Origin of the sequence: Paraburkholderia piptadeniae, from assembly GCF_900007165.1 — a bacterium.
Taxonomy (GTDB): domain Bacteria; phylum Pseudomonadota; class Gammaproteobacteria; order Burkholderiales; family Burkholderiaceae; genus Paraburkholderia; species Paraburkholderia piptadeniae.
Genome location: NZ_CYGY02000033.1, coordinates 1 through 26,764, shown reverse-complemented (window position 1 = coordinate 26,764; position 26,764 = coordinate 1). Strand labels below are relative to the sequence as shown.

Genomic DNA, 26,764 nt, shown 5'->3' with positions numbered 1-26,764 from the left:
GCACCGGAACGTGGCCGGCAAAGATGGCCCGCAAATCAGGCTGCTTTCGCCGCGTGCTGCGCATCGGCTTGCGCGTGGCCTGATTCGGATGCGTCGCCGACGACGCGCGCCGGATTGTTCGGATGCGTGGTCCAGTTCGCATACTCGCCGCTATCGACGCGCTCCATCGTGATGCATTGCTCGACCGGGCACACATGCATGCAAAGATTGCACCCGACGCACTCCGCGTCGACCACTTCGAAATGGCGCTTGCCGTCCTTCTCGCGCGTGATCGCCTGATGCGACGTGTCCTCGCATGCGATGTGACACAGACCGCACTGGATGCACTTGTCCTGATCGATGCGCGCCTTGATGTCGTACTTCAGGTTCAGGTACTTCCAGTCGGTGACGTTCGGCACCGCGCGGCCGCGAATGTCGTCGAGCGTCGCGTAGCCCTTTTCGTCCATCCAGTTCGACAGGCCGTCCGCGAGATCGGACACAATGCGAAAGCCATAGTGCATCGCCGCCGTGCACACCTGCACGCTGCCCGCGCCGAGCACGATGAATTCGGCCGCGTCGCGCCACGACGAAATGCCGCCGATGCCCGAGATGGGCAGGCCCGGCGTCTGCGGATCGCGCGCGATTTCGGCGACCATGTTCAGTGCAATCGGCTTCACGGCGGGTCCGCAATAGCCGCCATGCGTGCCCTTGCCGTCGACGGTCGGCATCGGCGCCATCTGGTCGAGATCGACGGCGACGATCGAGTTGATCGTGTTGATCAGCGACACGCCATCCGCGCCGCCTTTGTACGCGGCGCGCGAGCCCATGCGAATATCGCTGATGTTCGGCGTGAGCTTCACGAGACACGGCAGCTTCGTGCCCTCCTTGACCCAGCGCGTGACCATCTCGACATACTCGGGCACCTGGCCGACGGCCGAACCCATCCCGCGTTCGCTCATCCCATGCGGACAGCCGAAGTTCAGTTCGACGGCATCCGCACCCGTGTCTTCGACGAGCGGAAGAATCCATTTCCAGTCGCTCTCGTTGCACGGCACCATCAACGATACGATCAGCGCGCGGTCAGGCCAGTCGCGCTTGACCTGCGTGATTTCGCGCAGGTTGACATCGAGCGGCCGGTCCGTGATCAGCTCGATGTTGTTCAGGCCCGCGATGCGCTGGCCGTTCCATTGCACCGCGCCGTAACGCGAGCTGACGTTGACCACATGCGGATCGAGCCCGAGCGTCTTCCACACGACGCCACCCCAGCCCGCCTCGAATGCGCGGTTCACGTTGTACGCCTTGTCGGTCGGCGGCGCGGATGCGAGCCAGAAAGGATTCGGTGAGTTGATGCCGGCAATCGTGCAGCGTAGATCGGCCATGATCGGCTCCGTGGGGATTCGATTGTGTTGTGACGTTGCGTGTGTTCGCGTTTCAGGCCGCCTTGACGACTGCGAGCGCGAACGCCGCGTCGATCGACGCCGCCGCGAGCTTGCCGTCCTGCACGGCCTGCACGGTCAGATCGACGCCACCCGATGCGGCGCAATCGCCGCCAGCCCAGACTTTGTCGAGCGACGCGCGCATGTCCGCATCGACGGCAATGCGGCCTCCATTGAGTGTCAGCAGTTCGTGATCGAGACCGACGGCGACGAGCGTTTGACCGATCGCCTTGAGCACCATGTCGGCATCGACGGTGAAGCGCTCCGCGCGGTCGTCGTTTGCGACGCGTTCGAATTCGACGCCCGTCACCGTTCCATCGCTGCCGATCAAACGCACGGGCCTTGCATGCGTGACGAGCGTCACGCCCTGAGTCTGCGCGAACTCGCGCTCGGCCCATGTCGCGCTCATCGATTCGACGCCGCGCCGATACACCATCGTCACGCTCGTCGCGCCGAGCTTGCGGCTTTGCACGGCGGCATCGACGGCCGTATTGCCGCCGCCGATCACGACCACGCGGCGCCCGACGGGCACCGTCGACAGGTCTTTCGCCTGACGTACCTGCTCGATGAAATCGACGGCGTTCATCACGCCGCTCAACGACTCTCCTTCGAGTTCGAGCGCGCGCACGCCCGCGAGCCCAACAGCGAGAAATACGGCGTCGTGCTGTTGACGCAACGCGTCGAGCGTCACGTCGCGACCCAACGCAACACCCGTCTTCAATTCGATGCCGCCCACCGACAGCAGCCATTGCACTTCGCGCTGCGCAAAGTCATCGACGGTCTTGTATGCGGCGATCCCGTATTCGTTGAGCCCGCCGCCTTTATCGCGCGCGTCGTAAATCGTTACGCGATGGCCCGCCACGGCAAGACGATGCGCGCACGCGAGCCCGGCCGGCCCCGCGCCGACCACGGCCACATGACGCCCGCTGTCGGGAGCGCGCCTGAACTGCACGGCGTCGCGCGCGACCGCCCAATCCGTCGCATGACGTTGCAACGCGCCGATCGCCACGGGTTTCGCGTCCTGGTGATTGCGCACGCACGCGCCTTCGCAAAGGATCTCGGTCGGACAGACGCGCGCGCACATGCCGCCCAATGGATTGGCCGAAAGAATGTCGGTGGCGGCGCCCTTCAGATTGCCGTTGCCGATCTTGCGGATGAAGCGGGGTATGTCGATTTGCGTCGGACACGCCTGCACGCATGGCGCGTCGTAGCAGTAGTGACAGAGGCTCGCGGCCGCGGCGGCGGCCGTGGGATCGAGCAACGGCGCGATGTCGGCGAACTCGCACGAAAGCTGTTCGGACGACAAACGCTGTGCCGCAATGTCGCCGGTTTGCTTGATGGCCATACGCGTTCCTTCGTCAAAGTGAGGACGTAGCCGTGCCTGCCGGCTTCGCTTCAACGAAGCCGGGACGGCATGTGTTTTATCGGTAAAACGGTGAGGCGTTAAGGCGTCATGGCTTTACGATGCAGGCTCGCAAGCGCGCTCCAGCATCGCGTGCAGCAACACGTTCGCGCCCGCCTCGATCCATTCGGGCGTCGCGTCCTCGATTTCGTTGTGACTGATCCCGTCGACACACGGCACGAACACCATCGACGTAGGCGCGACTTGCGCGAGATAGCACGCGTCATGCCCCGCACCCGACACGATCTCGCGATGCGAATAGCCGAAGCGTTCGGCGGCGGCGCGCACGGACTTCACGCACGCCGCGTCGAACCTGACGGGTTCGTAGTAGAAGATCTGTTCGAGCTGTGTTTCGAGGCCGATTGCACCCGCGATCTTCGCGACGCCTTCACGCAGCGCGGCGTCCATCTTCGCGAGCACGGCATCGTCGGGATGACGGAAATCGACAGTGAAGAACACGCGGCCGGGAATCACGTTGCGCGAGTTCGGATGCACCTGCATCATGCCGACCGTCGCGCACGCGAGCGGCGCGTGATCGAGGCCGATGCGGTTGACGAGATCGACGACGCGTGCGGCACCCAGCAATGCATCCTTGCGGCGCGGCATCGGCGTCGGGCCCGCGTGCGCTTCCTGCCCAGTCAGCGTGATTTCGTACCAGCGCTGCCCTTGCGCATCGGTGACGACGCCGATCGTCTTCTGCTCGGCTTCGAGTATCGGCCCCTGCTCGATGTGCAGTTCGAACGCGGCATGCAGCGGACGGCCGCCGCACGGCACGTCGCCCGCATAGCCGATCCGCTGCAGTTCTTCGCCGATCGTCTTGCCGTCGACGTCCTTGCGCGAAAGGCCATAGTCGAGCGTGAAGACACCCGCGAACACGCCCGACGCCACCATCGCGGGCGCGAAACGCGAACCTTCCTCGTTGGTCCAGATCACGACTTCGATGGGGTGCCCGGTTTGAATGTTGCGATCGTTGAGGCTGCGGATCACTTCGAGCCCGCCGAGCACGCCGTAGATGCCGTCGAAGCGGCCGCCCGTCGGTTGCGAGTCGGCATGCGAGCCCGTCATCACGGGCAACGCATTCGGGTTCGTGCCCGCGCGCCGCATGAACACATTGCCCATCTGGTCGACGCTCACCGTGCAGCCGGCCTCCTTCGCCCAGCTGACGATCAGGTCGCGTCCCTGCTTGTCGAGGTCGGTGAGCGCAAGACGGCAGACGCCGCTCTTCGGTGTCGCGCCGATTTTCGCCATCGTCATCAGGCTGTCCCACAGCCGCTTTCCGTTGACGGCGATCGACGTATCGAGCCCTTGTTTCAACGCTTCGGATACCGCATTCATTCGTCTTGCTCCTCTGGATCAACACGCGTTGCAGTTCAAGCGCGAGCGGTCTTGCGATGCCTCGCGACGACGTGAAACTGGTGCATCGGCTACGTCATCGGATTCGTTTTGGGGCATTGATGCACGCATCACGTGCATCGCGCGAATGCGTTCGTGTCCCGCCCGGTTGAGGGCACGGGGCGCTTTGCGAATCCTGTCCGATTGGACAGGTTGTAGTCGATCAAAATCCGCAAATCAATCTCTTTCGTGCGGACAGGAACATAGCGAGAAACATGCCCATTGCAACGCAGCAACGCGCTTTCGCTTGCGCTGCGAAACGGTGCGAATGTCGATGTCGACGTGAGCGCAAGCGGCTAGAATGAAGCGCGACGCGGCACCGGGACCGCGCGAGGCCAACGATGAGAGACGACAAGCCAGTGGAAAACGCAGCGGTGAGCGAGACGGATCACGACGAAGCGGCGCGACCTTTGCGGCGGCGCAAGGCTCATATTCGCGAGAGCAACGAAGCGCATCTGCTGGCGTGCGCCGAGGCGGTGTTCGCGGAAAGAGGCTTCGAAGGCGCAAGCACGGCGATGATCGCGGAGCGCGCAGGCTTACCGAAAGCCAACGTCCACTACTACTTCCCGACCAAGCTCGCGCTCTACCGGCGCGTGCTCGAAGACCTGTTCGAAGACTGGCATCGCGCGGCGAATACGTTCGAAGGCAGCGACGACCCCGTCGAAGCGATCGGCGGCTATGTGCGCGCGAAGATGGAGTTGTCGAGGCGGAGGCCGCTCGGCTCGAAGGTGTGGGCGAACGAGATCATCCACGGCGCCGAGCACATGCAGGACATCCTCGATCAACGCGTGAAGCCGTGGCTCGACACGCGCGTGAAGGTCATCGACGACTGGATCGCGCGCGGACTGCTCGCGAACGTCGATGCGCAGACGCTGATGTACATGATCTGGGCGACGACGCAGCACTACGCGGATTTCGATGCGCAGATACGCGCGCTGGGCGGCAAACGGGCATTGTCACAAAAGGCCTTCGATGCGGCGACTGAGCAGGTCGTGAAGCTTGTGATTCGCGCGTGCGGCGCCAGGTCTCCATCTGCCAGGACCTGAGCGCTTTGAATCACTTTTTTCACACGTTCAATACGTTTCCAGATGCAGGCGCCCTTCGCGCTTGAGCTTCTGCCACAGCGCATCCCATTCGAGGCCATGCTGCCCGGCGATATCCTGCAGCGACTGCAGCACGCCGTCTTCCATGCCCTTCAATCCGCACACGTAGATGTACGTGTTGTCGTCCTTGAGCATCTGCGCGACGTCGGCGGCACGCTCGCCCATCGCGTCTTGCACGTAGCGCTTCGGCTCGCCTGGCGTGCGTGAAAACGCGAGGTTCGTGTCGATGAAATCTTTCGGCAGGTTCGTCAATGGGCCGAAGTAAGGCAGTTCTTCTTTCGTGCGAGCGCCGAAGAACAGCATCAGCTTGCCCGTCGCGCCCTTTAGCCTGCGCCGGCGGCGATACTCCGTCATCGCGCGCATCGGTGCGGAACCCGTGCCCGTGCAGATCATCAGCAGATGCGAGTTCGGATGATTCGGCATCAGGAACGTGCTGCCGAACGGACCGATCACATTGACGACATCGCCTTTCTTCAGATCGCACAGATAGTTCGAGCACACACCGTTCGTCGCATTGCCCTGGTAGTCCTGCGTCACGCGCTTCACGGTCAGCGACACGTTGTTGTAGCCGGGGCGTTCGCCATCGCGCGGACTCGCGATCGAATATTGCCGCGCATGGTGCGTGCGCCCATCCGCGGTGCCGCCGGGCGGCAGAATGCCGATCGACTGCCCTTCGAGCACCGGGAACGGCATCGAACCGAAATCGATCACAATATGATGGATGTCGCTCTGCGTCGCTTCGTCCGTCAGCCGATAGTTGCCGACGACGGTCGCCGTCGTCGGATTCTTGTGCGTGTAGAGATTCACATACGGACGCGCCGCTGACCACGGCGGCACCACGGCGCCGCGCACCGTATCGACCTCGATGCCGTCCGCTTCATCGGTAGGGTCGCTGCTCGCGGATGGCGCGTTTTGCGACTCGACGGGCGGCGGCGGCACCATCGTTCCCTGCTCGGGCAACACGTCCCATGTGAACTGCTCGTCGATGCTGTACGCGTCGGCCTTGAGCACCGAGCGCCAGTTGTCGATTGCGCCCGTCGGACACGGCGGCACACACGCCATGCAGGCGTTGCACACGTCCGGCTTCACGACATAGTTCGTGCCGTCGTGCGTGATCGCATCGATCGGGCAGGTCTCTTCGCACGTGTTGCAGCGAATGCAGATCTCCGGATCGATCAGATGCTGCTTCAGGATTTCGATCGACACAGGCGCGTTCATGATTGCTGTCTCCTGCCCTCTTGCCATGGTGCTGCTCAGTTGAAGCGCACGTATTCAAAGTCGACGGGCTGGCGGTTGATGCCCATCACGGGCGGCGCGATCCAGTTCGCGAACTTGCCCGGCTCGACGACGCGCCCCATCAGCGATGCGACGAACGCGCGGTCTTCCACGGTCGGCAGCCATTTCGATTCGTTCGCGGCCCATTCGGCCTCGCCGATCACGCGGCCATCAGGCGAAAGATGCGTGCCCGCGAACGTGCCGATCTGGCGGTTGAACGCCTTGTGCGGCACGCTCAGACGAAAGTCGATACCGGCCTTTTCCAACACCTTGTTCCAGCGCCCGACGCCCGCCATCGAATCCTTGATGTAGTCGTCGCGCAGCACTTCGTTCATCGCGTTGAGCATCGGCACTTCGCGCTCGATGAGCTTGCCGTCTTCGACGTCGAGCAGCTTGTAGTTGAGGCCGCCCAACTGATGATCGTCGTCGCGCTTCGTTTCTTCATAGCGGCCCTTGAGACCCGAGCTATAGAACGTCGCCGCATTCGACGACTGGTCCGCGCCGAACAGATCGATCGTCACCGAGTAGTGGAAGTTCAGATAGCGCTGGATGGTCGGCAGATCGATTACGCCCGCTGCGCGAAGCTTGCCGACGTCGTCGGTCTTCAGTTCGTTCATCACCTGAGCGGTGCGCTGCACGACACGCGACACGCCCGATTCGCCAACGAACATATGATGCGCCTCTTCCGTCAGCATGAACTTCGTCGTGCGCGCGAGCGGATCGAAGCCCGATTCGGCGAGCGCGCTCAACTGGAACTTGCCGTCGCGGTCAGTGAAATACGTGAACATGTAGAACGCGAGCCAGTCTGGCGTCTTCTCGTTGAACGCGCCGAGAATGCGCGGATTGTCGTCGTCGCCCGAGCGTCGGCCGAGCAGCGCTTCCGCTTCCTCGCGGCCATCGCGGCCGAAATAGCGATGCAGCAGATACACCATCGCCCACAGGTGACGTCCCTCTTCGACATTCACCTGGAACAGGTTGCGCAGATCGTAAAGCGATGGCGCCGTCAGGCCGAGGTGACGCTGCTGCTCGACGGAAGCGGGCTCCGTATCGCCTTGCGTGACGATGATGCGGCGCAGGTTCGCCCGATGCTCGCCCGGCACGTCCTGCCACGCGGCTTCGCCCTTGTGCTCGCCGAAATGGATCTTGCGGTCCTGCTCGCCGGGCGACAGAAAGATGCCCCAGCGATAGTCGGGCATCTTCACGTAATCGAAGTGCGCCCAGCCGCCCGGGTCGACGCTGGTCGCGGTACGCAGATAAACGTCGAAGTTGTGCGAGCCGTCCGGTCCCATGTCGCTCCACCATGACAGGAAGTTCGGCTGCCATTGCTCGAGCGCGCGTTGCAGCGCGCGGTCGTCGGCGAGGTTGACGTTGTTGGGAATCTTGTCGCTGTAGTTGATCGTGGACATGTCGGTTCCTTGAGCGCAGTGCGTGTTGTCCGGCGAGACGCGTCGTGTCGTTGTGCCGATGTGCGTGCGATGACGTGGCTAAAGCGCTTAAACACGCGACACGTCGAATTGCGCCTTGCTGCCCTTGCCGTACACCTTGAGCGCGCCCTTCTCGCCCACCGCGTTCGGCCGGTTGAAAATCCAGTTCTGCCATGCCGTCAGGCGGCCGAAGATGCGCGACTCCATCGTCTCGGGTCCGTTGAAGCGCAGATTCGCTTCCATGCCCGTCAGCGCATCGGGCGACATCGCCGCGCGCTCTTCGAGCGCAATGCGGATTTCGTCGGCCCAGTCGATATCGTCCGGCGAGGCCGTCACAAGACCCAGGCGCTCGGCTTCAACCGCTTTCACGGGCTGGCCGATCTTCGCGCGCGCGGCATCGAGCGGCTCGGCTTCTTCGTAGAAGCGCCGCGCGAGGCGCGACTGATGCGTAACCATCGGATACAGGCCGAAATTGACTTCCGACAGCGTGATTGCAGGCTCTTCGTCCTCATTCGCGGGCAGCGCCGCCATATACGTGCGATCGGCGGCGAATGCGAATTCCGCGAACGTGCCGGCAAAGCACGAACCCGGCTCGATCAGTGCGAACAGCGACCGCGACGATACGTCGATGCGCGCAAGCGTGCGGCGCAAGAGGCCAATCGTTTCGCGCACGAACCAATGGTCCTTGTGCTGAAGCAGCGTTGCATCGGCGGCGAGCACCGCGCGCGCGTCGCCTTCCGTCTTCAGAATCCACGTGCCGATCTCCAGCTCGTTCGTGCGCATCGACAGGATCGCATCGTCGAGTTCGCGCGCGAACTGCAGCGGCCACCAGTTCGTGCCCTTCGCGACGATCGCTTCGATATCGGTCGGCTGATCAGTCGTAGGCGCTTTCGCGGTGAAAGTGGCTGTGCGTTTCGCTCGGTCGATCGTGACGTCGAGCGTCACATACGTGAGGCCGTCCTCACGTTCCGTGCGCTCGATGCGCGTGAGCGCCACGCCCTTGGCATCCGCCGGACGATCGCTTTGCTGCGCGAGCTCCAGTGCACGTGCCGAGATCGTCTGCTCGAACTGGTTCGGCTTCACGACTTCATCGACAAGCCGCCACTCTTTCGCCCGCGCGCCACGAATGCCTTCGACCAGCGTGCAGAAAATGTCGGCGCGGTCGTGTCGGACCTTGCGCTTGTCGGTGACACGCGTCAGGCCGCCCGTGCCGGGCAGCACGCCGAGCAGCGGCACTTCCGGCAGCGCGACCGACGACGAGCGGTCGTCGACCAGATAGATCTCATCGCATGCGAGTGCCAGTTCATATCCGCCACCTGCACATGCACCGTTGACGGCTGCAAGAAACTTCAGGCCGGAATGACGCGACGAGTCTTCGATGCCGTTGCGCGTTTCGTTCGTGAACTTGCAGAAGTTGACTTTCCATGCATGCGACGACAGACCCAGCATGAAGATGTTCGCACCCGAGCAGAACACGCGGTCCTTCAGGCTCGTGAGGACGACCGTGCGCACTTCGGGATGCTCGAAGCGGATGCGCTGAAGCGCATCGTGCAGTTCGATGTCGACGCCCAGATCGTATGAATTGAGCTTCAGCTTGTAGCCGTCGCGGATGCCGCCGTCTTCGGCGATGTCGATGCCGAGCGTCGCCACCGGGCCATTGAACGAAAGCTTCCAATGCTTGTACTGCGAGGGATCGGTGCGGTAGTCGACTCGCGCGACCGCGGCGTCTGCTGAAGACATGGCTGAGGACATGGGGCGTCTCCTGAGGCGGATGCAGATTGTTTGAAAGCACAATAGTGCACCAGCACAGCCATGTAAAGCACTTTACTTCATGTTCGCGGGTTATCCCTGGCGGGCGGGCGCCGCCTGATGGCGCCCAAGTGCATCACGCTTCATCGCCTAGTTCGGCCGCGAGCCGCGCCGCAAGCCGGTCGCGCAACTGCAAATAGGCGTCGGCCAGTGTGCGCTCGCTGGTGTCGAAGCTCATGTCGGCGCGTCCGTACAGTTCGCTGCGGCCCGCGAGAATGCGCTTCAGGTCCTCCATCGCCTCCTTGCTTCCCGCCATCGGCCGCAGGTCGCCTTGCGCGACGACGCGGCGCATGTGCTCCTCGGGGCTGGCCTGAAGCCACACGGTGAAGCAGTGTGCGAGCAGCATGTTGAACGTGGCGGGCTCGGACACGAGCCCGCCCGGCGACGCGATCACGGCCCGCTCATGCTCGCCGATGACGGCTTCCAGCGCGCGCTGTTCGTAACGTCGATAAGCGCTCGCTCCGTACAGCGAATGGATCTCCGACGGCGGACAGCCGGCCATCTGCTCGATCACGCGCGTGATCTCGATGAACGGCACCTTGCGCTCCTGCGCGAGCATGCGGCCGAGCGTCGACTTGCCCGCGCCGCGCAATCCGATCAACGCGATGCGGTCCTTCCGGTGCGGGTCGCGCGGCGCCTGCGCGAACATCTCCGACAGCGCGACGCGGGCACGCTGCAATGCCGCCTGGTCGCGCCCCTGCAGCAGTTCGCGGATCAGCAGCCATTCGGCGGAGGACGTGGTTTCGTCGCCGATGACTTCGGCGAGCGGGCAGTTCAGCGTAGCCGCGATCTGCCGCAGCACCAGCACCGACGCGTTGCCCAGACCCGATTCGAGATTCGCCAGATGCCGCTCGGACAGGCCCGTGTCCGCCGCCAGGGTCTTGCGCGTCATGCCGCGCCGCGCGCGCAGCAGGCGCACGCGCTCGCCCATCGCGGTCAGAAACGGGTCGCGCTCTTCGCGCTCGGCTTTCGGCGCTTCGTCGTCGGCGCCCTGAGACGGCGCCGCACCGGCCGCTACGGCAGAGTAAGTTTGATTCATGTCGCGAGCCCTCATCGCATAGGTATATGTACTATAGTGCTTGACACACGCAAGGTGAACGGTTAATTTTCGCCGCATATTGACGCAATAACAACGCCGCGAGCCCTCGTCCTGATGGCATAGGCGAAATCGGAGACGATCGGTCGCACGCCACATGAACTAAGGTGCGTGTCGATAGGCAGCAACTATCTTGCATGTGACCAGAGGAGGCATCGGACCGGAATACGTACCAGCGTGCGAACCCGGTTGAAACGCCGACTCTGGTCGACCGCAGGTGCAAGTGGGACTGGAGCGAGGCGAGAGAGCGTGAGCTCCTGTCGATGCTGTGCATGTGGCGGGAGTCAGCGCTAAAGCGCTAACTCCGGTCGACCGCTCTGCATGGGACCGGAGTAAGCGCTAAAGCGCTAACTCCGGTCGACACAGGAGGCAAGCATGTTCCCTCAAGAGTTTCAGCGTCTGATTGCGGACGTCACCGCGCAACTCGCGGGCCGTCCGCTCGACGCGTCGCTGGCTGCGTGGCTCAATGCGAACTGGCCTTCCAGTAGCGATACATACCGCAAGCTTGCGGACGCATGCCGCACGGGCGTCTCCGAAGGCTGGCTGTGCAACCGCGAGCACGGCGGCATCCGCTACGGCCGCATCATCAAGCCGACAGCCGACACGCATGGCTTTTCCGTTGACGTCGTCGACATGCAGGACATTGCCGGTCCGCATCACATGCATCCGAATGGCGAAATCGATCTGATCATGCCGCTCACCGACAGCGCGACATTCGACGGACACCCGGCCGGCTGGTGCGTCTATGCGCCCGGCAGCGCGCATCGGCCGACCGTCGCGAACGGACAGGCGCTCGTGCTGTATCTGCTGCCGCAAGGTGCAATCGAATTCACACAGGACGCGTCGAGCGCCTGAGAACGTATCCAGCCGCGCCCCACCTGCACTAATACGCACGCCGCCTCAATTCGTCGGAGGACACATGGAAGCCTTGCTGGAATCGCGCCCGAGCGAGCCCGCGCCAAGAGTCGAAGCGCCGCCCGCGCAATTCAACTTCGCGTCGCATCTGTTCCGCCTCAACGACGCGCGCCCCGACAAGCCCGCCTACATCGACGACGCGAGCGTCGTCACCTATGCGCAACTCGAAGACCGCGCGCGCCGCTTCGCCACCGCGTTGCGCTCGCTCGGCGTGCATCCCGAAGAGCGCGTCCTGCTCGTGATGCTCGACACCGCCGAACTGCCGATCGCATTTCTCGGCGCGCTGTACGCGGGCATCGTGCCCGTCGTCGCGAACACGCTGCTCACGGCCGCAGACTATCTGTACATGCTCACGCACAGCCACGCGCGCGCCGTGATCGCATCTGGAGCACTGCTGCCGAACGTCGAGAAGGCGATGCGCGAAGCGGAACACGATGGCTGCCTGCTAATCGCCGCGCAGCCAGTGCAGGTCGATCCGCCACCTGAATACATGTTGAACCGGTTGATCGACGGCGCCGAACCCATGCTGAAACCGAATGCATGTAGCGGCGACGACATCGCGTTCTGGCTGTACTCATCGGGCTCGACGGGGAAGCCGAAAGGCACGGTGCACACGCACGCCAACCTGTACTGGACTGCCGAGCTTTACGCGAAACCGGTACTCGGCATCAGCGAACAGGACGTCGTGTTCTCGGCCGCCAAGCTGTTCTTCGCGTATGGCCTCGGCAACGCGCTGACGTTTCCGCTTTCGGTCGGCGCGACGGCCGTGCTGATGGCCGAGCGGCCGACGCCCGACGCGATCTTCAGGCGCCTCGTCGAACATCGGCCGACGATCTTCTACGGCGTGCCGACGCTGTACGCGAACATGCTGGTCTCGCCCAATCTGCCGCCGCGCGAGCAGGTCGCCATGCGCATCTGCGCGTCGGCCGGTGAAGCGTTGCCGCGCGAGATCGGCGAACGGTTCACCGCGCATTTCGGCTGCGAGATTCTCGACGGCATCGGCTCGACGGAGATGCTGCATATCTTCCTGTCGAATCGCGCAGGTGAAGTGGAATATGGAACGACGGGCCGTCCCGTGCCCGGATATGAAGTGGAGTTGCGTGACGAAGCAGGTCATCCCGTGCCCGACGGTGAAGTAGGCGATCTGTTCATCAAAGGACCGAGCGCGGCGCTGATGTACTGGTCCAATCGCGAGAAGTCTCGCGCGACGTTTTTGGGTGAATGGATACGCAGCGGCGACAAGTATTGCCGTCTGCCGAACGGCTGCTATCGGTACGCGGGCCGCAGCGACGACATGCTGAAAGTCAGTGGACAGTATGTATCGCCCGTCGAGGTCGAGATGGTGCTCGTGCAACATCCTTCCGTCCTCGAAGCGGCCGTCGTCGGCGTCGATCATGGTGGTCTCGTGAAAACGCGCGCGTTCGTCGTGCTGAAGCAAAGTGCGGATGCATGTGATGCACTCGCTGATGAACTGAAGTCGTTCGTCAAGGGCAAGCTGGCGCCGCACAAGTATCCGCGTGATATCGTCTTCGTCGGCGATCTGCCGAAGACGGCAACGGGTAAGATTCAACGCTTCAAACTGCGAGAACAGCCAATCAGCTGATGAACGGAATGTCCGAACCTGTCACGACCTTGCGCGACGACGCGAAGAGTGCGTCGATTGCATTGCCGGCCAATGCGCGCCGGGGCGCGTTGGAGATCGAATATCGCTGGCTCAACGCGCATCTGGTCGATGCGCCGCTGGCCGTGTTCCTGCACGAAGGGCTGGGCTCGGTCGCGATGTGGAAAGACTGGCCACAGATTCTGTGCGACAGGCTCGGCATGCGTGGTCTCATGTACTCACGCCCCGGCTACGGCCGTTCGACGCCGCGTCCGCACGATGTCAAGCTGCCCGTCGATTTCATGTCGGTGCAGGCCCGCGATGTACTGCCCGCGCTGCTCGATGCACTCGGTGTCAGCGCTCAGGAACGGCAATGCATGTGGCTGATCGGCCACAGCGACGGCGGATCGATCACACTGCTTTATGCTGCCGCCTTTCCCGATGCACTTGCGGGCGCCGTCGTCATTGCACCGCACGTCTTCGTCGAGGACATTTCCGTCGCGAGCATTGCCGACGCGAAGACGGCGTATGAGCAATCCGACCTGCGGAGCAAGCTCGCCCGCTATCACGACGATATCGATTCGGCGTTCTATGGCTGGAACGATGTGTGGCTGAGCGCGGCGTTCCGGTCGTGGAGCATCGTCGATGAACTAAAGCGCATTCGCGGCCCCTTGCTCGCCGTGCAGGGTCAGGACGATCACTACGGCACGATGATGCAGATCGACACCATCGCGCAACACGCGTCGCAGACGCAACTGACGAAGCTCGACAAGTGCGGGCATTCGCCTCATCGCGACGCGCCGCAAGCCCTCAACGATGCGATCGTCGCATTCGTCAACAAGCACAACCGCCCTGTACAGACCTGACGCCGCGCGCAACACAGGCCACATCGAAAGACGCGCAGGCTCACCACGTTGAGATGAAGGGATCGACGGCACTTCATCAGAAGTACCGTCGGCCGCCTTGACCAATGTTTACAGTCGCCCCGTCCGCACTCCGTCATAAAGGTATAGGATGCCTGACCATTTGCGCGTCACGGCCTTCTCTCCGCTCACCTTTGATGCGCACATTAACGTGTCATCGAAAACATGAATCGCGACCAGAATCAAGACTCCGGACAAGCCGAATCTCCCCGCGCGGCAGCGCCTGCCGTCGTCGGCTCCACCCGAAAGCTGCTCGCGAGCCACGGGGCGCTCGCGTTCGGTAATGGCCTCATCGCGACAATTCTCGCGCTCGTACTGAGCTTCCTGTCACTACTCGGCGTGCTTGCATTTCACTTCCCGCAGTATCTGACGACACCTGAACTGCGCCATGTCTACTCGGTGGATGTGATGCGGCACGTACTATTAAGTGCACTGATCGTATCGGGAGGGCTTGCGCTCGGCAGCATCGTGGTCGGCAACCGGCGACACATCAACGCACTCGCGTTCATGTTCGTGATCGCGGCTGTCGCGTTCGGCGGTTCGCGCGTGCCCGTCGGCGATTTTCCGGATCACACGCCGTATATGGGTGCCGACTGGTTCATTCTCGATCTGCTCGGCTCGACCACGATCTTCGTGCTGCTCGAAAAAGTCTTTCCCTTGCATCGAGAACAACCCGTGTTTCGCGCCGAATGGCAAACGGACATGGTGCATTTCGCTGTCAATCACTTCATCATCGGCCTTGCACTGCTGATTGTGAACTTCATGATTCATCGTGCGTTCGGCTGGATGGTCAATGCAGGTTTCCAACACGTGGTGCAGCAGATTGCATTCGTTCCGCAGTTGCTGCTCTGCATGCTCGTCGCCGACCTTGCCGAATATGCCGCGCACCGCGCTTATCATGAAGTACCGTTCCTCTGGCGCTTCCACGCGGTACATCACAGTGTGAAGTCGATGGACTGGCTCGCGGGTTCGCGCCAGCACATTTTCGAACTGATCGCCACGCGCGTCGTCGTGCTCGGTCCATTATTCGCGCTCGGCTTCGACAAGGCGGTCATCGATGCGTATATCATCGTCGTCGGCTTCCAGGCCGTGTTCAATCACGCGAACGTCAGTCTCCCGTGGGGCCCGCTGCGCTACATCTTCGTCACGCCGTGCTTCCATCACTGGCACCACTCATCCGAGGATGAAGCGATCGACCGGAACTATGCTGCACACTTCGCGTTTATCGACTATCTGTTCGGCACGGCGGTCACGACCGGCCGCCACTTTCCGGAGAAGTATGGCGTTGTCGGCGACTATGTTCCCGATGGTTTCGTCCGGCAGCAGGCCTTTCCTTTTCGCGCCGTCGAATAGCAGCATGCATTGAAGTTCTCCACAGAATCCGTGACCAACCCTGTGGACAACACGCCGATAACGCACACAAGTTATTGAGCCGTCACACGGAATATGCGCTGCATCGCATGCAGCGCGTGGCGCTCGGCGCGTTCCCACTTTTACGTCGCCCACCGTTTTCTCCACCTCCTTTCCTGCTTCTTTCCTGCTTCTTTCCTGCTTCTTTCCTGCTTCTTTTTCCCCGCTTCTTTCCGCACCTCCCGCTTCACAATACCTACATACGCACTGGCTATCCTTTCGCGGCTCTCTCACCCTGATGCCGGAGGATGACGATGCCCGTTCTGCACGCCGCCGCACGTCGCCAACGACGCAAGCGTTTGCGTCCTGCGCTCGCCGTCGTCGCGGCATCGATCGCGGTTGCGGCATGCAGTGACGGCACCTCCAGCAACGCATCGCAAGCACAGCAACCGCAGCAACAGCAACAGACGCAGAGTCAGCCGCAACCGCCCCTCGCGACGACTTTCAACTCCGCCCCATCGCAGTCAGCTTCACCCTCGAATCCCTCGCTTCAAGCCCCGCAGTCAACATCCGCGCAGTCACAGGCCGCATCCCCCCGCGGCAACAGAGCAACCGATTCCGTCGTACTCGCATCACCCGTGATTCACACTGTCGATTGAGTTCTGCCCAGCGCGCGGCTCCCGCCCCCGCATGGAAGCCGCCCCTTTCCGTTTCCTTCTTCACGATCGAAGCCAACATGACCTCAAAGAACCGCCGTGATTTCCTGCGCACCACCGCCCACGCAGCCGGCAGCGCGACTGCACTGAGCATGCTGCCCCTCGGCATCCGCAATGCGCTTGCGATTCCCGCCAACAACAAGACGGGCAGCATTCGCGATGTCGAGCACATCGTCGTGCTGATGCAGGAAAACCGTTCGTTCGACCACTACTTCGGCACGCTCAAAGGCGTGCGCGGCTTTGGCGATACGCGCGCGATCAATCTGCCGAACGGCAAGCCGGTGTGGCATCAACCGGGGGTCGGCGGAGTCGGCGAGGTGCTGCCGTTCCGTCCGACTGCGCCGAATCTCGGCTTGCAGTTCCTGCAAGACCTGCCGCACGACTGGCCCACGACGCACGGTGCATGGAACGGCGGTCGCAACGACCAGTGGGTGCCGAACAAGGGCACGACGACGATGGCGTATCTCACGCGCGACGACATCCCGTTCCACTATCAGCTTGCCGATTCGTTCACGATCTGCGACGCATACCACTGCTCGCTGATGGGCGCGACCGATCCGAACCGCTACTACATGTGGACCGGCTGGGTCGGCAACGACGGCTCGGGCGGCGGCCCCGTCGTCGATAATTCGGAACTGGGCTACGGCTGGTCGACCTATCCGGAAGTGCTGCAAGCCGCGGGGATCTCGTGGAAGATCTATCAGGACATCGGTACGGGTCTGGACGCGAACGGCTCGTGGGGCTGGACGCAGAATCCGTACATCGGCAACTAAGGCGACAACTCGCTGCTCTACTTCAACCAGTATCGCAACGCGCAGCCCGGAAGTCCGCTGTACGAAAAGGCGCGCACGGGCACCAACGTGTCGGCGGGCGGCACGTATTTCGACGTGCTGCGTCAGGACGTGCAGAGCAGCCAGTTGCCGCAGGTGTCGTGGATCGTCGCGCCCGAGGCGTATTCCGAGCATCCGAACTGGCCGGCGAATTACGGCGCGTGGTACGTCGATCAGGTCTTGCAGATTCTCACGTCGAACCCCGACGTGTGGAGCAAGACCGTGCTGCTCATCAACTATGACGAGAATGACGGCTTCTTCGATCACGTGTCGCCGCCGTTCGCGCCGTCGTCGAATGCGGATGGCCTCTCGACCGTCGATACGACAAACGAAATCTATCCGGGCGGCAACAGCGGCAAGTACGCGCCCGGTCCGTACGGATTCGGGCCGCGCGTGCCGATGCTCGTCGTGTCGCCGTGGTCGAAGGGCGGCTGGGTGTGCTCGGAGGTGTTCGATCACACGTCGGTGATCCGCTTCATCGAGAAGCGCTTCGCGCACGGGCACAACCTGTCGGAGTCGAACATCACGCCGTGGCGTCGCGTTGTGTGCGGCGATCTGACGTCGGCGCTCAACTTCGACAATCCGAACGATACATTCCCGACGCTGCCGTCGACGACCTCATACAAGCCGCAGGACCAGAACCGTCACGCGGACTATATTCCGGTGCCGCCCCTCGTCGGCTCGGCGCCGAAGCAGGAATCGGGCGTGCGCCCCGCACGCGCCGTGCCGTACGAGCTGTTCGTGCGCATCGACGACAGCAGCAGCGGCAAGCTCTCGATGCGCTTCGTCAACACGGGCAAGGCCGGCGTAAACTTCCTCGTGTTCGCGGCGATGAGCGCGAATGCGCCGCGCACGTACACGGTCGAAGCGAACAAGCGCCTCGTCGATCAGCTCACCGTGAATGCCGACGGTACATATGACTTCACGGTGCATGGGCCGAACGGGTTTCTGCGCCGCTTCGCCGGCAAGCAGACGACACAGCACTTCTGGAACAGCCACGATCAGGCGAAGCCGGAAGTCGTCGAGGGCTACGATGTCGCGAACGGCAATCTGCAGTTGCGCTTGAAGAACGACGGCAATGCGCGCTGCCAGTTCACCATCGTCAATGCGTACGATGCGGGCAGTCCAGTCACGCACACGGTTCTCGGCGGCGATAGCGACACCGTGTATCTCGATCTGCGTCACGTGTACGGCTGGTACGACCTGACGATCACCGTCGATAGCGATGCGGCGTTCGTGCGACGCTATGCCGGTCACGTCGAGACCGGCAAGGCGAGCATGAGCGATCCGGCGCTCGGCATGTAACGCTCTGCAGGGACCGAGCTCAAAAAGAAGGCCCGTGCCGTCGCAAACGGCGCGGGCCTTCTTTGTTTTGTCGAATCCTTGCGGATCGGTGCTTATCCGCGCTTCGGAATATCCAGCCCCCTCACGACAGCGGGACGCGCGAGGAACGCATCGAGCGCGCGCTTCACGTGCGGATAGTTGTCGATCTCGACGAGATCGGCCGCCTCGTAGAACCCGATCAGATTGCGCACCCACGGAAATGTCGCGATATCGGCGATCGTGTACTCGTCGCCCATGATCCACTTGCGCGTCGCGAGCCGCTCGTTCAGCACATTGAGCAGCCGCTTCGATTCATTGATGTAGCGGTCGCGCGGCCGCTTGTCTTCGTATTCCTTGCCCGCGAACTTGTGGAAGAAACCAACCTGGCCGAACATCGGCCCGATTCCCGCCATCTGGAACATCAGCCATTGAATCGTCTCGTAGCGAGCTGACGCGCGCTTCGGCAGCAACTTGCCCGACTTGTCCGCGAGATAGATCAGGATCGCGCCCGACTCGAACAGCGGCAGCGGCTCGCCATCGGGTCCGTTCGGGTCGATGATCGCGGGAATCTTGTTGTTCGGATTGAGCGACAGGAATTCCGTCGACATCTGATCGCTCGCATCGAAGCGCACCAGATGCGGCTCGTATGCGAGGCCCGTCTCCTCCAGCATGATCGACACCTTGACGCCGTTGGGCGTCGGCAGCGAGTAGAGCTGGATGCGCTCGGGATGCTCAGCGGGCCACTTCTTCGCGATCGGAAAAACGGATGGGTCAGGCATAAAAGGTCCTCGTCATTGATCGGCAAACAGACGGTCAATATAGACGCGTTGCGCCGTCTTTGCTTGCGCGCGGATCCGCGTGGACGTGTCCAGTCAGCGGTTCGCCGCCCACATGTGCGTGCCGACGGCATCGTTAAGCTCCAGTCAGTGCCGATGCCGATGATGGATGTCGGGAAAGTGAGCGTGCGTGTGCGTGATCCGCGCATGACAGTGCGGGTGTGTATGCGGATCCGAGCCGTCCCAGTCGAAATCGTGGGCATGCTGATGATGCTCGTCGTGCCGATGCCGATGGTTGTGCTCGAGTGCGTCGTGCGTGTGTTCGTGCATATGGCGCTCGCGCAAATGCAGCCAGATGCCAAGCGCCATCAACGCCGCTGCGATCCAGAAGAATAGAGGCGGCCTCTCGGGCCACAGCGCAAATGAAATGGCGACGCCGAACAACGGCGCCACCGAGAAATACGCGCCCGTGCGGGCCGAGCCGAGATGCCGCAGCGCGACCACGAACAGCACGAGACTCACACCGTAGCCCGCAAACCCCGCTACCATCGACGCGACGATCAGCCCCGCTCCCGGCACGTGCGCGCCCGACAACAGCGCGATGCCCGTGTTGACGGAGCCCGCGACCAGCCCCTTGATGCACGCGATGATCATCGCGTCGTTGTTCGATACCTTGCGCGTCAGATTGTTGTCGATGGCCCAACACAGACAGGCACCGGCAACCAGCGTCGCGCCCGCTCCCGGCCCGCCTCCTTCAGGCTCCCACGATAGCAGCGCGCCGCCCGCGACGATCGCGACCATGCCGAGAAACACCTGCGCGTCGACGTTCTCGCGGAACACGACCCACGCGATCAGAGCAGTGAACACGCCCTCGAGGTTCAGCAGCAGCGAAGCCGTTGCGGCAGGCGTCGCGTTCAGGCCGAACATCAGAAGCGCCGGTCCGGCCATGCCACCCGCAGCGATCGCGCCGATCAGCCAGGGCACTTCTGCCAGAGGCATCGGATGCACATCTGGACGATCAACGTCCTTCCCGCGCCACAATCGCCGGACGAGGATTGCGAGGGCGAGTCCAACCCCACTGCCGAGATAGAACAGCCCCGCCACCATGAACGGCGACAACGCGCCGAGCAACGCCTTCGCGAACGGCGTCGTCGCGCCGAAGAGGACGGCCGCCAGTATCGCAGTGAAAGCCGCGCTGTAACGTGTGTGCATGGTCGTGTTGCCCATTGTGCGTCTTACCCTGCACTGGCTCGCTTGCCGTCGGCGTCCTGGTCGGACATGACTGCGGCGCGAGCCAGCACCGGCTCCAATGCGCGCCCGGTATGACTTGCCGCAACGCGCACCAGCCCCTCGGGGTCCGTCGCCGCGACGATCGAACCGCCGCCCACGCCGCCTTCCGGCCCGAGATCGATGATCCAGTCTGCTTCCGCGATCACGTCCAGATCATGCTCGATCACGACGACGCTATGCCCCGCATCGGCCAGCCTGTGCAGCACGCGAATCAGCTTCGCGACGTCGGCCATATGCAGACCGACCGTCGGCTCGTCGAGCACGTACAGCGTATGCGGTGCCTTCTGTCCGCGCCGGGTGATGTCGTCGCGCACCTTGCTCAGTTCGGTAACGAGCTTGATGCGCTGCGCCTCGCCACCCGACAACGTCGGCGACGGCTGGCCGAGCGTCAGATAGCCGAGGCCGACATCCTTCATCAACTGTAGCGGATGCGAGATGTTCGACATCGACGCGAAGAAATCGACCGCCTCGTCGATTTCCATCGTCAGCACGTCGCCGATGTTCTTGCCGCGCCACGTGACCGCGAGCGTTTCCGGGTTGAAGCGCTGCCCATGACATACGTCGCACGGCACCTTCACGTCAGGCAGGAAGCTCATGCCGATCGTGCGCACGCCTTGCCCTTCGCACGCGGGACAGCGACCGTCGCCCGTATTGAACGAGAAACGCGAGGCCGTATAGCCGCGCGCCCGCGCTTCGAGCGTGTCGGCAAAGAGACGCCGGATCGTGTCCCACACGCCGATATACGTGGCGGGACACGAGCGCGGCGTTTTGCCGATCGGCGTCTGATCGACTTCAAGCACGCGGTCGATCGATTCGAAACCGCTGATTGCCTCGCACCCTTGCCACACGTGCGTGACGTTCAGCGACGGCTTCGGCGCGCTGCGGGCGAGCACGCTCGACCGGCGGTTCGCCGCGGGGGACTGTTCAGTCTGTTCGGCTTGCGCGGCCTTGCGGGCGCGCCGCACCGCCGGCGATGACAGCACGGACCGGCCGACGGCATCGAGCAGATTCGTCATCAGCACGTCGCGAGCGAGCGTCGATTTGCCCGATCCGCTCACACCCGTCACCGCGACGAGACGCCCCAGCGGGATGCCAACCGTCACGTCCCGCAGATTGTGCAGTGTCGCGCCGTGCACGGTCAGCCAGTTGTCGGGCACGGCGGGCGCGCGTTTCGTCGCAACCGATACAGTGCGCCGCGCCTGCAACGGATGCAGGATCGGTTGCGCGAGGAACTGGCCCGTGAGCGAACTGGACTGCGCGGACAGATCGCCGACACGCCCCTGCGCGACCAGCGTACCGCCACGCTTGCCCGCGCCCGGACCAATGTCGATGATGTGATCTGCGCGGCGAATGGTGTCCTCGTCGTGCTCGACGACGACGAGCGTATTGCCCTTGTCGCCAAGCTTGCGCAGCGCGTTCAGAAGAATCTGGTTGTCGCGCGGATGCAAGCCGATTGTCGGTTCATCGAGCACATAGCAGACGCCCTGCAGATTGCTGCCGAGTTGCGCGGCGAGACGGATACGCTGCGCTTCGCCGCCCGACAGACTAGGCGCCGCCCGATCGAGACTCAGATAGCCAAGGCCCACTTCTTCGAGAAACTGCAACCGGCTGCCGATTTCGCTGATCACATCGCGCGCAATCTCGGCGCCGCGCCCATCCAGTTCGAGCCCATCGATCCAGCGGCGCGTGTCCGACACGGTCCACTGCGCGACGTCGACGATGGACGTTTCGTCGAAAGTCACCGCGCGTGCGGACGTATTGAGGCGCGTGCCATGGCAATCCGGACACGGCTCTTCGCCGACGCCCTCCGGCTCCTGCTCGTCTGACGGCAAGGTCTGTTCACGGCCGCGATTGTCGTCGACGAGCACAGTGTCGTCGTAGGCCGCGCGCTGCTCGCGCGTCAACGCGAGCCCCGTACCGACACAGGTCGTGCACCACCCGTGTTTGCTGTTATAGGAGAACATGCGCGGATCGAGTTCCGGGTAGCTGGTGCCGCACACCGGGCACGCCCGCTTGACGGAGAGCACCTTCACTTCGCCGACGTGAGCAGTAGTGCCGTTGCTTGTCATCGCATGTTCGAGGCCGTCGAGCGGCGCGAGCAGATGCATCACGCCCTTGCCCGCCTCGAGCGATTCGTCGAGCAGGCGGCGCAGCTCCGCTTCCTTGTCCGCCGACACGACGATGTCGCCGACGGGCAGTTCGATCGTATGTTCGCGGAAGCGGTCGAGCTTCGGCCACGGATCGACGGGCACGAACTCGCCATCGACGCGCAGATGCGTATTGCCGCGCGCCTTCGCCCACTTCGCGAGGTCGGTATAGACGCCCTTGCGGTTCACGACGAGCGGCGCGAGCAAGCCGACGTGTTCGCCTTTGTGGTCACGCATCAGTTGCGCGACGATCGATTCGACGCTTTGCGACGTGACGGGCGCGCCGTCGTGGATGCAGTGCTGGATGCCGAGCTTCACATACAACAGCCGAAGGAAGTGCCACACCTCCGATGTGGTCGCGACGGTGCTCTTGCGGCCGCCGCGCGACAGACGCTGCTCGATTGCGACGGTTGGCGGAATGCCGTACACGGCATCGACTTCGGGACGCCCTGCCGGCTGCACGATCGAGCGTGCATACGCGTTCAGCGACTCCAGATAGCGGCGCTGCCCTTCGTGGAACAGGATGTCGAATGCGAGAGTCGACTTGCCGGAACCCGATACGCCAGTGATCACGTTGAACTTGCCGTGCGGAATGTCGACGTCGAGCGCTTTCAGGTTGTGCTCGCGGGCATTCACGATGCGCACGACGTCTTCGCCTTCCACTGCGCGCCGCGCGCGCGCCGCATTCAGCGCCGTTTGCAGCGGCGTGCCCTGCGTTGCGGCTTCGGCTTTTTCGGCCGCTTCTGTCGGCTCGATGGTTTGCCCCATCGCGCTGTCGTATTGCACGAGCGCTGCGCCCGTGTGCGAATCGGGGCATCGCTTGACGTCTTCCGGCGTGCCCGCGCATACGACGAGGCCGCCGCCGTCGCCTCCTTCCGGTCCGAGATCGATCAGCCAGTCGGCCGCGCGAATCACGTCGAGGTTGTGCTCGATCACGATCAGCGAATGACCGCCCGCGAGCAGCTTGCCGAATGCCTGCATCAGCTTGGCGATGTCGTCGAAATGGAGACCCGTGGTCGGTTCGTCGAACATGAAGAGACGCGCCGCGCTCGCCTGCTTCGTGCCGCCGCGGCCCGTACGCGCCTGAGCGGTTTCCGCGAGAAAGCCAGCGAGCTTGAGCCGCTGCGCCTCGCCGCCCGAGAGTGTCGGCACCGGCTGCCCGAGCTTCACGTATTCGAGACCGACATCGACGATGGGCTGCAACACGCGCAGCACTTCGCCGTCGCCCGCAAACAGGCCGACAGCCTCGTGCACCGTCAGTTCGAGCACGTCGGCGATGCTTAGCTCACGCCCTTCGCGCCCGATCTTCACTTCCAGCACTTCGGGCCTGTAGCGGCTACCATCGCAGTCCGGACAGCGCAGATAGACGTCGCTCAGGAACTGCATTTCGATATGTTCGAAGCCTGAGCCGCCGCAAGTCGGACAACGGCCATCGCCCGAATTGAAACTGAACACGCCCGCGCCATAGCCGCGTTGCAGCGCAAGCGGCGCCTTCGCGAACAGCTTGCGGATTTCGTCGAACGCGCCGACGTAGCTTGCCGGGTTCGAGCGCGTCGTCTTGCCGATCGGCGACTGATCGACGAACACGGCGTCGCTGATCTGCTCGATGCCCGTCAGGCTTCGGTGAGCGCCCGGCGCTTCCGTGGCCTTGCCGAGTTGCCGCGACAGCGCCGGATTCAACACGTCCTGGATCAGCGTCGATTTGCCCGAGCCCGAAACGCCCGTCACGCACACAAGACGCTGCAACGGAATGTCGACTGTCACTTCGCGCAGATTGTGCTGACGCGCGCCTTCCAGCACGATGCGCGGCGTGCTTTCGTCGACGGGTCGCCGCGCCCAGTGCGCCGCGTCCGCAACGTGCCTCCGACCGCCCAGATACTCACCCGTCAGCGTTCCGGCCGAGCGTATGTCGTTGGGCGTGCCGTCGTAAATGATCGTGCCGCCGCGCTCGCCCGGTCCGGGTCCCATGTCGATCAGGCGATCGGCGGCCAGCATCACGGACGGATCGTGTTCGACGACGACAAGCGTATTGCCTGCGTCGCGCAGACGTTGCATCGCCTCGACGATCCGGTTCAGGTCGCGCGGGTGCAGGCCGATACTCGGCTCGTCGAGCACGAAGAGCGTCTTGGTCAGCGACGTGCCGAGCGCCGTCGTCAGGTTGATCCGCTGCACCTCGCCGCCTGAAAGCGTGCGGCTCTGGCGATCTAGCGTCAGATAGCCCAGCCCCACATCGCACAGATACTTGAGGCGTGTGCGCACTTCGGCGAGCAGCAATTTCAGCGCGTCGTCGAGCAGTGCGCTGGGCAGCGTGATCTCGTCGAAAAAGCGGCGGATACGCTCTATGGGCAGCAGCATCAGATCATGCACCGTCAGGCCCGGCAACGCTTCGAGCTGCGCGCGGTTCCAGTCGACGCCGCGCGGCATGAAGCGCTGCGCAGGTTCAAGCACGGCGTCCGCGTTCTGTTTCGAGCCGAGGCGCCACAGCAGCGATTCGGTTTTCAGACGCGCGCCGCCGCATGTCTCGCACGGCGTGTAGCTGCGATATTTCGACAGCAGCACGCGGATGTGCATCTTGTACGCTTTCGATTCGAGGTAGCCGAAAAAGCGCTTCACGCCGTACCACTGCTTCTGCCAATCGCCATCCCAATCCGGCGAGCCGTTGATGACCCAGTCGCGCTCGGATTCGGTGAGCTCGGACCACCGCGTGTCGCGGCGAATGCCGGCTTTCGCCGAATAGCGCATCAGATCGTCCTGGCATTCTTTCCACGCCGGCGTCTGCATCGGCTTGATCGCGCCGCCTCGCAGCGTCTTGCGCTCGTCGGGAATCACGAGGCCCAGGTCGACGCCGATCACGCGCCCGAAGCCCCGGCAGGTGTCGCACGCGCCGTAGGCCGAGTTGAACGAGAACAACGCGGGCTGCGGATCGGCGTAGCGAAGGTCGCTGTCGGGGTTGTGCAGGCCCGTCGAGAAACGCCAGATTTGCTGCCCAGCCGGCTCGCCTTGCGCACCTTCCTGCGCCAGCACATAGATGTTCACGCGCCCGCCGCCGCGCTTCAGCGACGCCTCGATCGCTTCGACCACGCGCGCCTTTTCGACCTGATGGAGACGGAAGCGGTCGGCGACGACGTCGAGCACCTTGCGCATACCCGTCGGCGACGGAATTTCGCGTTGTGCCTGGACGCGCGTGTAGCCGCTCGCGGAAAGCCATTGCTCGACTTCCGCTCCGCTCGTCGAGTCCGGCAGCTCGACGGGAAACGTGACGACGATGCGCGGATCATCGCCCGCCGTGCGCGCGCTCAGTTCGGCGTAAATCGTTTCGGGCGAATCGTGGCGAACGGCCTGTGCCGTCTTGCGATCGAACAGCTCAGCCGCGCGCGCGTAGAGCAGCTTCAGATGGTCGTTCAGCTCCGTCATCGTGCCGACCGTCGAACGCGAGCTACGCACCGGGTTCGTCTGGTCGATCGCGATAGCGGGCGGCACGCCGTCGACGCGGTCGACCTGCGGCCGGTCCATCCGGTCGAGAAACTGGCGGGCATACGCGCTGAAGGTTTCGACGTAGCGCCGCTGCCCTTCGGCGTACAGCGTATCGAACACGAGGCTTGACTTGCCCGAGCCCGACGGTCCCGTCACGACGGTCATTTCGCCCGTGCGCAGGTCGAGATCGACGTTCTTCAGGTTGTGCTGGCGTGCGCCTCGAATTCGGATCGTTCCGCTAGATGACAATTTGACTGTCCGTCTGAGTGAGTTGCCGGGGCATGCTGGCCGTAGGGTTGCGGCCACGGCTGCGCACCGCGAGACGGATACAGGCGCGCGGCCTGTTCTCGAACTGTCTTCCGCGGTTCCGGATAGGTGAATACTATACTGTATGTTTATAAGGGCTATCCACTTAGCACCACCTGAGAGAAAATGTCGGTGTGAGCGAATTCCAGCCTACCCCGACCGCCGGCGTCGACTACCCTCGGACGTGGAGCCAGTTTG

General features: G+C 63.2%; 14 protein-coding genes and 2 pseudogenes. 6 read left to right on the top strand and 10 right to left on the bottom strand.

Features of this window, described 5'->3' with window-relative positions:
* Positions 1-35: 35 nt before the first annotated feature.
* From preA to BN2476_RS18110, 3 genes are all read right to left on the bottom strand, one after another.
* A complete protein-coding gene (preA, locus tag BN2476_RS18120) occupies positions 36-1,358 on the bottom strand; it encodes an NAD-dependent dihydropyrimidine dehydrogenase subunit PreA (protein WP_087735549.1) in 1,323 nt (440 codons plus the stop codon).
* 52 nt (positions 1,359-1,410) lie between these two features.
* Positions 1,411-2,760, bottom strand: coding sequence for an NAD(P)-dependent oxidoreductase (locus BN2476_RS18115; RefSeq protein ID WP_087735548.1), 1,350 nt, complete (start codon positions 2,758-2,760; stop codon positions 1,411-1,413).
* A gap of 114 nt (positions 2,761-2,874) precedes the next feature.
* Positions 2,875-4,152, bottom strand: a complete 1,278-nt coding sequence (locus tag BN2476_RS18110) for a Zn-dependent hydrolase (protein ID WP_087735547.1) — start codon at positions 4,150-4,152, stop codon at positions 2,875-2,877.
* A 358-nt stretch (positions 4,153-4,510) separates the two neighbouring features.
* Between BN2476_RS18110 and BN2476_RS18105 the strand changes: the two are divergent.
* Positions 4,511-5,255 (top strand): annotated as a pseudogene (locus BN2476_RS18105) (TetR/AcrR family transcriptional regulator).
* 27 nt (positions 5,256-5,282) lie between these two features.
* Here BN2476_RS18105 and boxA read toward each other — a convergent pair.
* From boxA to BN2476_RS18085, 4 genes are all read right to left on the bottom strand, one after another.
* Positions 5,283-6,530: a benzoyl-CoA 2,3-epoxidase subunit BoxA gene (gene boxA / locus BN2476_RS18100; RefSeq protein WP_087735587.1), complete on the bottom strand. Its 1,248-nt coding sequence runs from the start codon at positions 6,528-6,530 to the stop codon at positions 5,283-5,285.
* Between the two features lie 35 nt (positions 6,531-6,565).
* Positions 6,566-7,993: a benzoyl-CoA 2,3-epoxidase subunit BoxB gene (gene boxB, locus BN2476_RS18095; RefSeq protein ID WP_087735545.1), complete on the bottom strand. Its 1,428-nt coding sequence runs from the start codon at positions 7,991-7,993 to the stop codon at positions 6,566-6,568.
* A gap of 87 nt (positions 7,994-8,080) precedes the next feature.
* Positions 8,081-9,751: a 2,3-epoxybenzoyl-CoA dihydrolase gene (gene boxC, locus BN2476_RS18090; RefSeq protein WP_173819639.1), complete on the bottom strand. Its 1,671-nt coding sequence runs from the start codon at positions 9,749-9,751 to the stop codon at positions 8,081-8,083.
* Positions 9,752-9,896: 145 nt separating this feature from the next.
* Entirely contained in the window at positions 9,897-10,859 is a 963-nt protein-coding gene (locus BN2476_RS18085; protein WP_087735543.1) for a helix-turn-helix transcriptional regulator, read from the bottom strand.
* A 432-nt stretch (positions 10,860-11,291) separates the two neighbouring features.
* Between BN2476_RS18085 and BN2476_RS18080 the strand changes: the two genes are divergently transcribed.
* The 5 genes and pseudogenes from BN2476_RS18080 (at position 11,292) to BN2476_RS18055 (ending at position 18,555) form a co-directional block, all read left to right on the top strand.
* Positions 11,292-11,771: a DUF4863 family protein gene (locus BN2476_RS18080; protein ID WP_087735542.1), complete on the top strand. Its 480-nt coding sequence runs from the start codon at positions 11,292-11,294 to the stop codon at positions 11,769-11,771.
* A gap of 64 nt (positions 11,772-11,835) precedes the next feature.
* Positions 11,836-13,434, top strand: a complete 1,599-nt coding sequence (locus BN2476_RS18075; protein WP_087735541.1) for a benzoate-CoA ligase family protein — start codon at positions 11,836-11,838, stop codon at positions 13,432-13,434.
* 8 nt (positions 13,435-13,442) lie between these two features.
* Positions 13,443-14,297 carry an alpha/beta fold hydrolase gene (locus tag BN2476_RS18070; RefSeq protein ID WP_235850869.1) on the top strand — a complete coding sequence of 285 codons (855 nt, stop codon included), beginning with the start codon at positions 13,443-13,445 and terminating at the stop codon, positions 14,295-14,297.
* A 222-nt stretch (positions 14,298-14,519) separates the two neighbouring features.
* Positions 14,520-15,707: a sterol desaturase family protein gene (locus tag BN2476_RS18065; RefSeq protein ID WP_087735539.1), complete on the top strand. Its 1,188-nt coding sequence runs from the start codon at positions 14,520-14,522 to the stop codon at positions 15,705-15,707.
* 733 nt (positions 15,708-16,440) lie between these two features.
* Positions 16,441-18,555: pseudogene (locus BN2476_RS18055) on the top strand (phosphocholine-specific phospholipase C).
* A gap of 92 nt (positions 18,556-18,647) precedes the next feature.
* On the opposite strand, the gene BN2476_RS18050 reads toward BN2476_RS18055, so the two are convergent.
* The 3 genes from BN2476_RS18050 to uvrA all read right to left on the bottom strand — a co-directional run bounded on the left by BN2476_RS18050 (position 18,648) and on the right by uvrA (position 26,509).
* Entirely contained in the window at positions 18,648-19,352 is a 705-nt protein-coding gene (locus tag BN2476_RS18050; protein WP_087735538.1) for a glutathione binding-like protein, read from the bottom strand.
* Between the two features lie 144 nt (positions 19,353-19,496).
* A complete protein-coding gene (locus BN2476_RS18045; RefSeq protein ID WP_087735585.1) occupies positions 19,497-20,561 on the bottom strand; it encodes a DMT family transporter in 1,065 nt (354 codons plus the stop codon).
* Between the two features lie 23 nt (positions 20,562-20,584).
* Positions 20,585-26,509 (bottom strand): excinuclease ABC subunit UvrA, encoded by a 5,925-nt coding sequence (gene uvrA / locus BN2476_RS18040; protein ID WP_087735537.1) that lies wholly within the window; start codon positions 26,507-26,509, stop codon positions 20,585-20,587.
* Positions 26,510-26,764 lie beyond the last annotated feature (255 nt).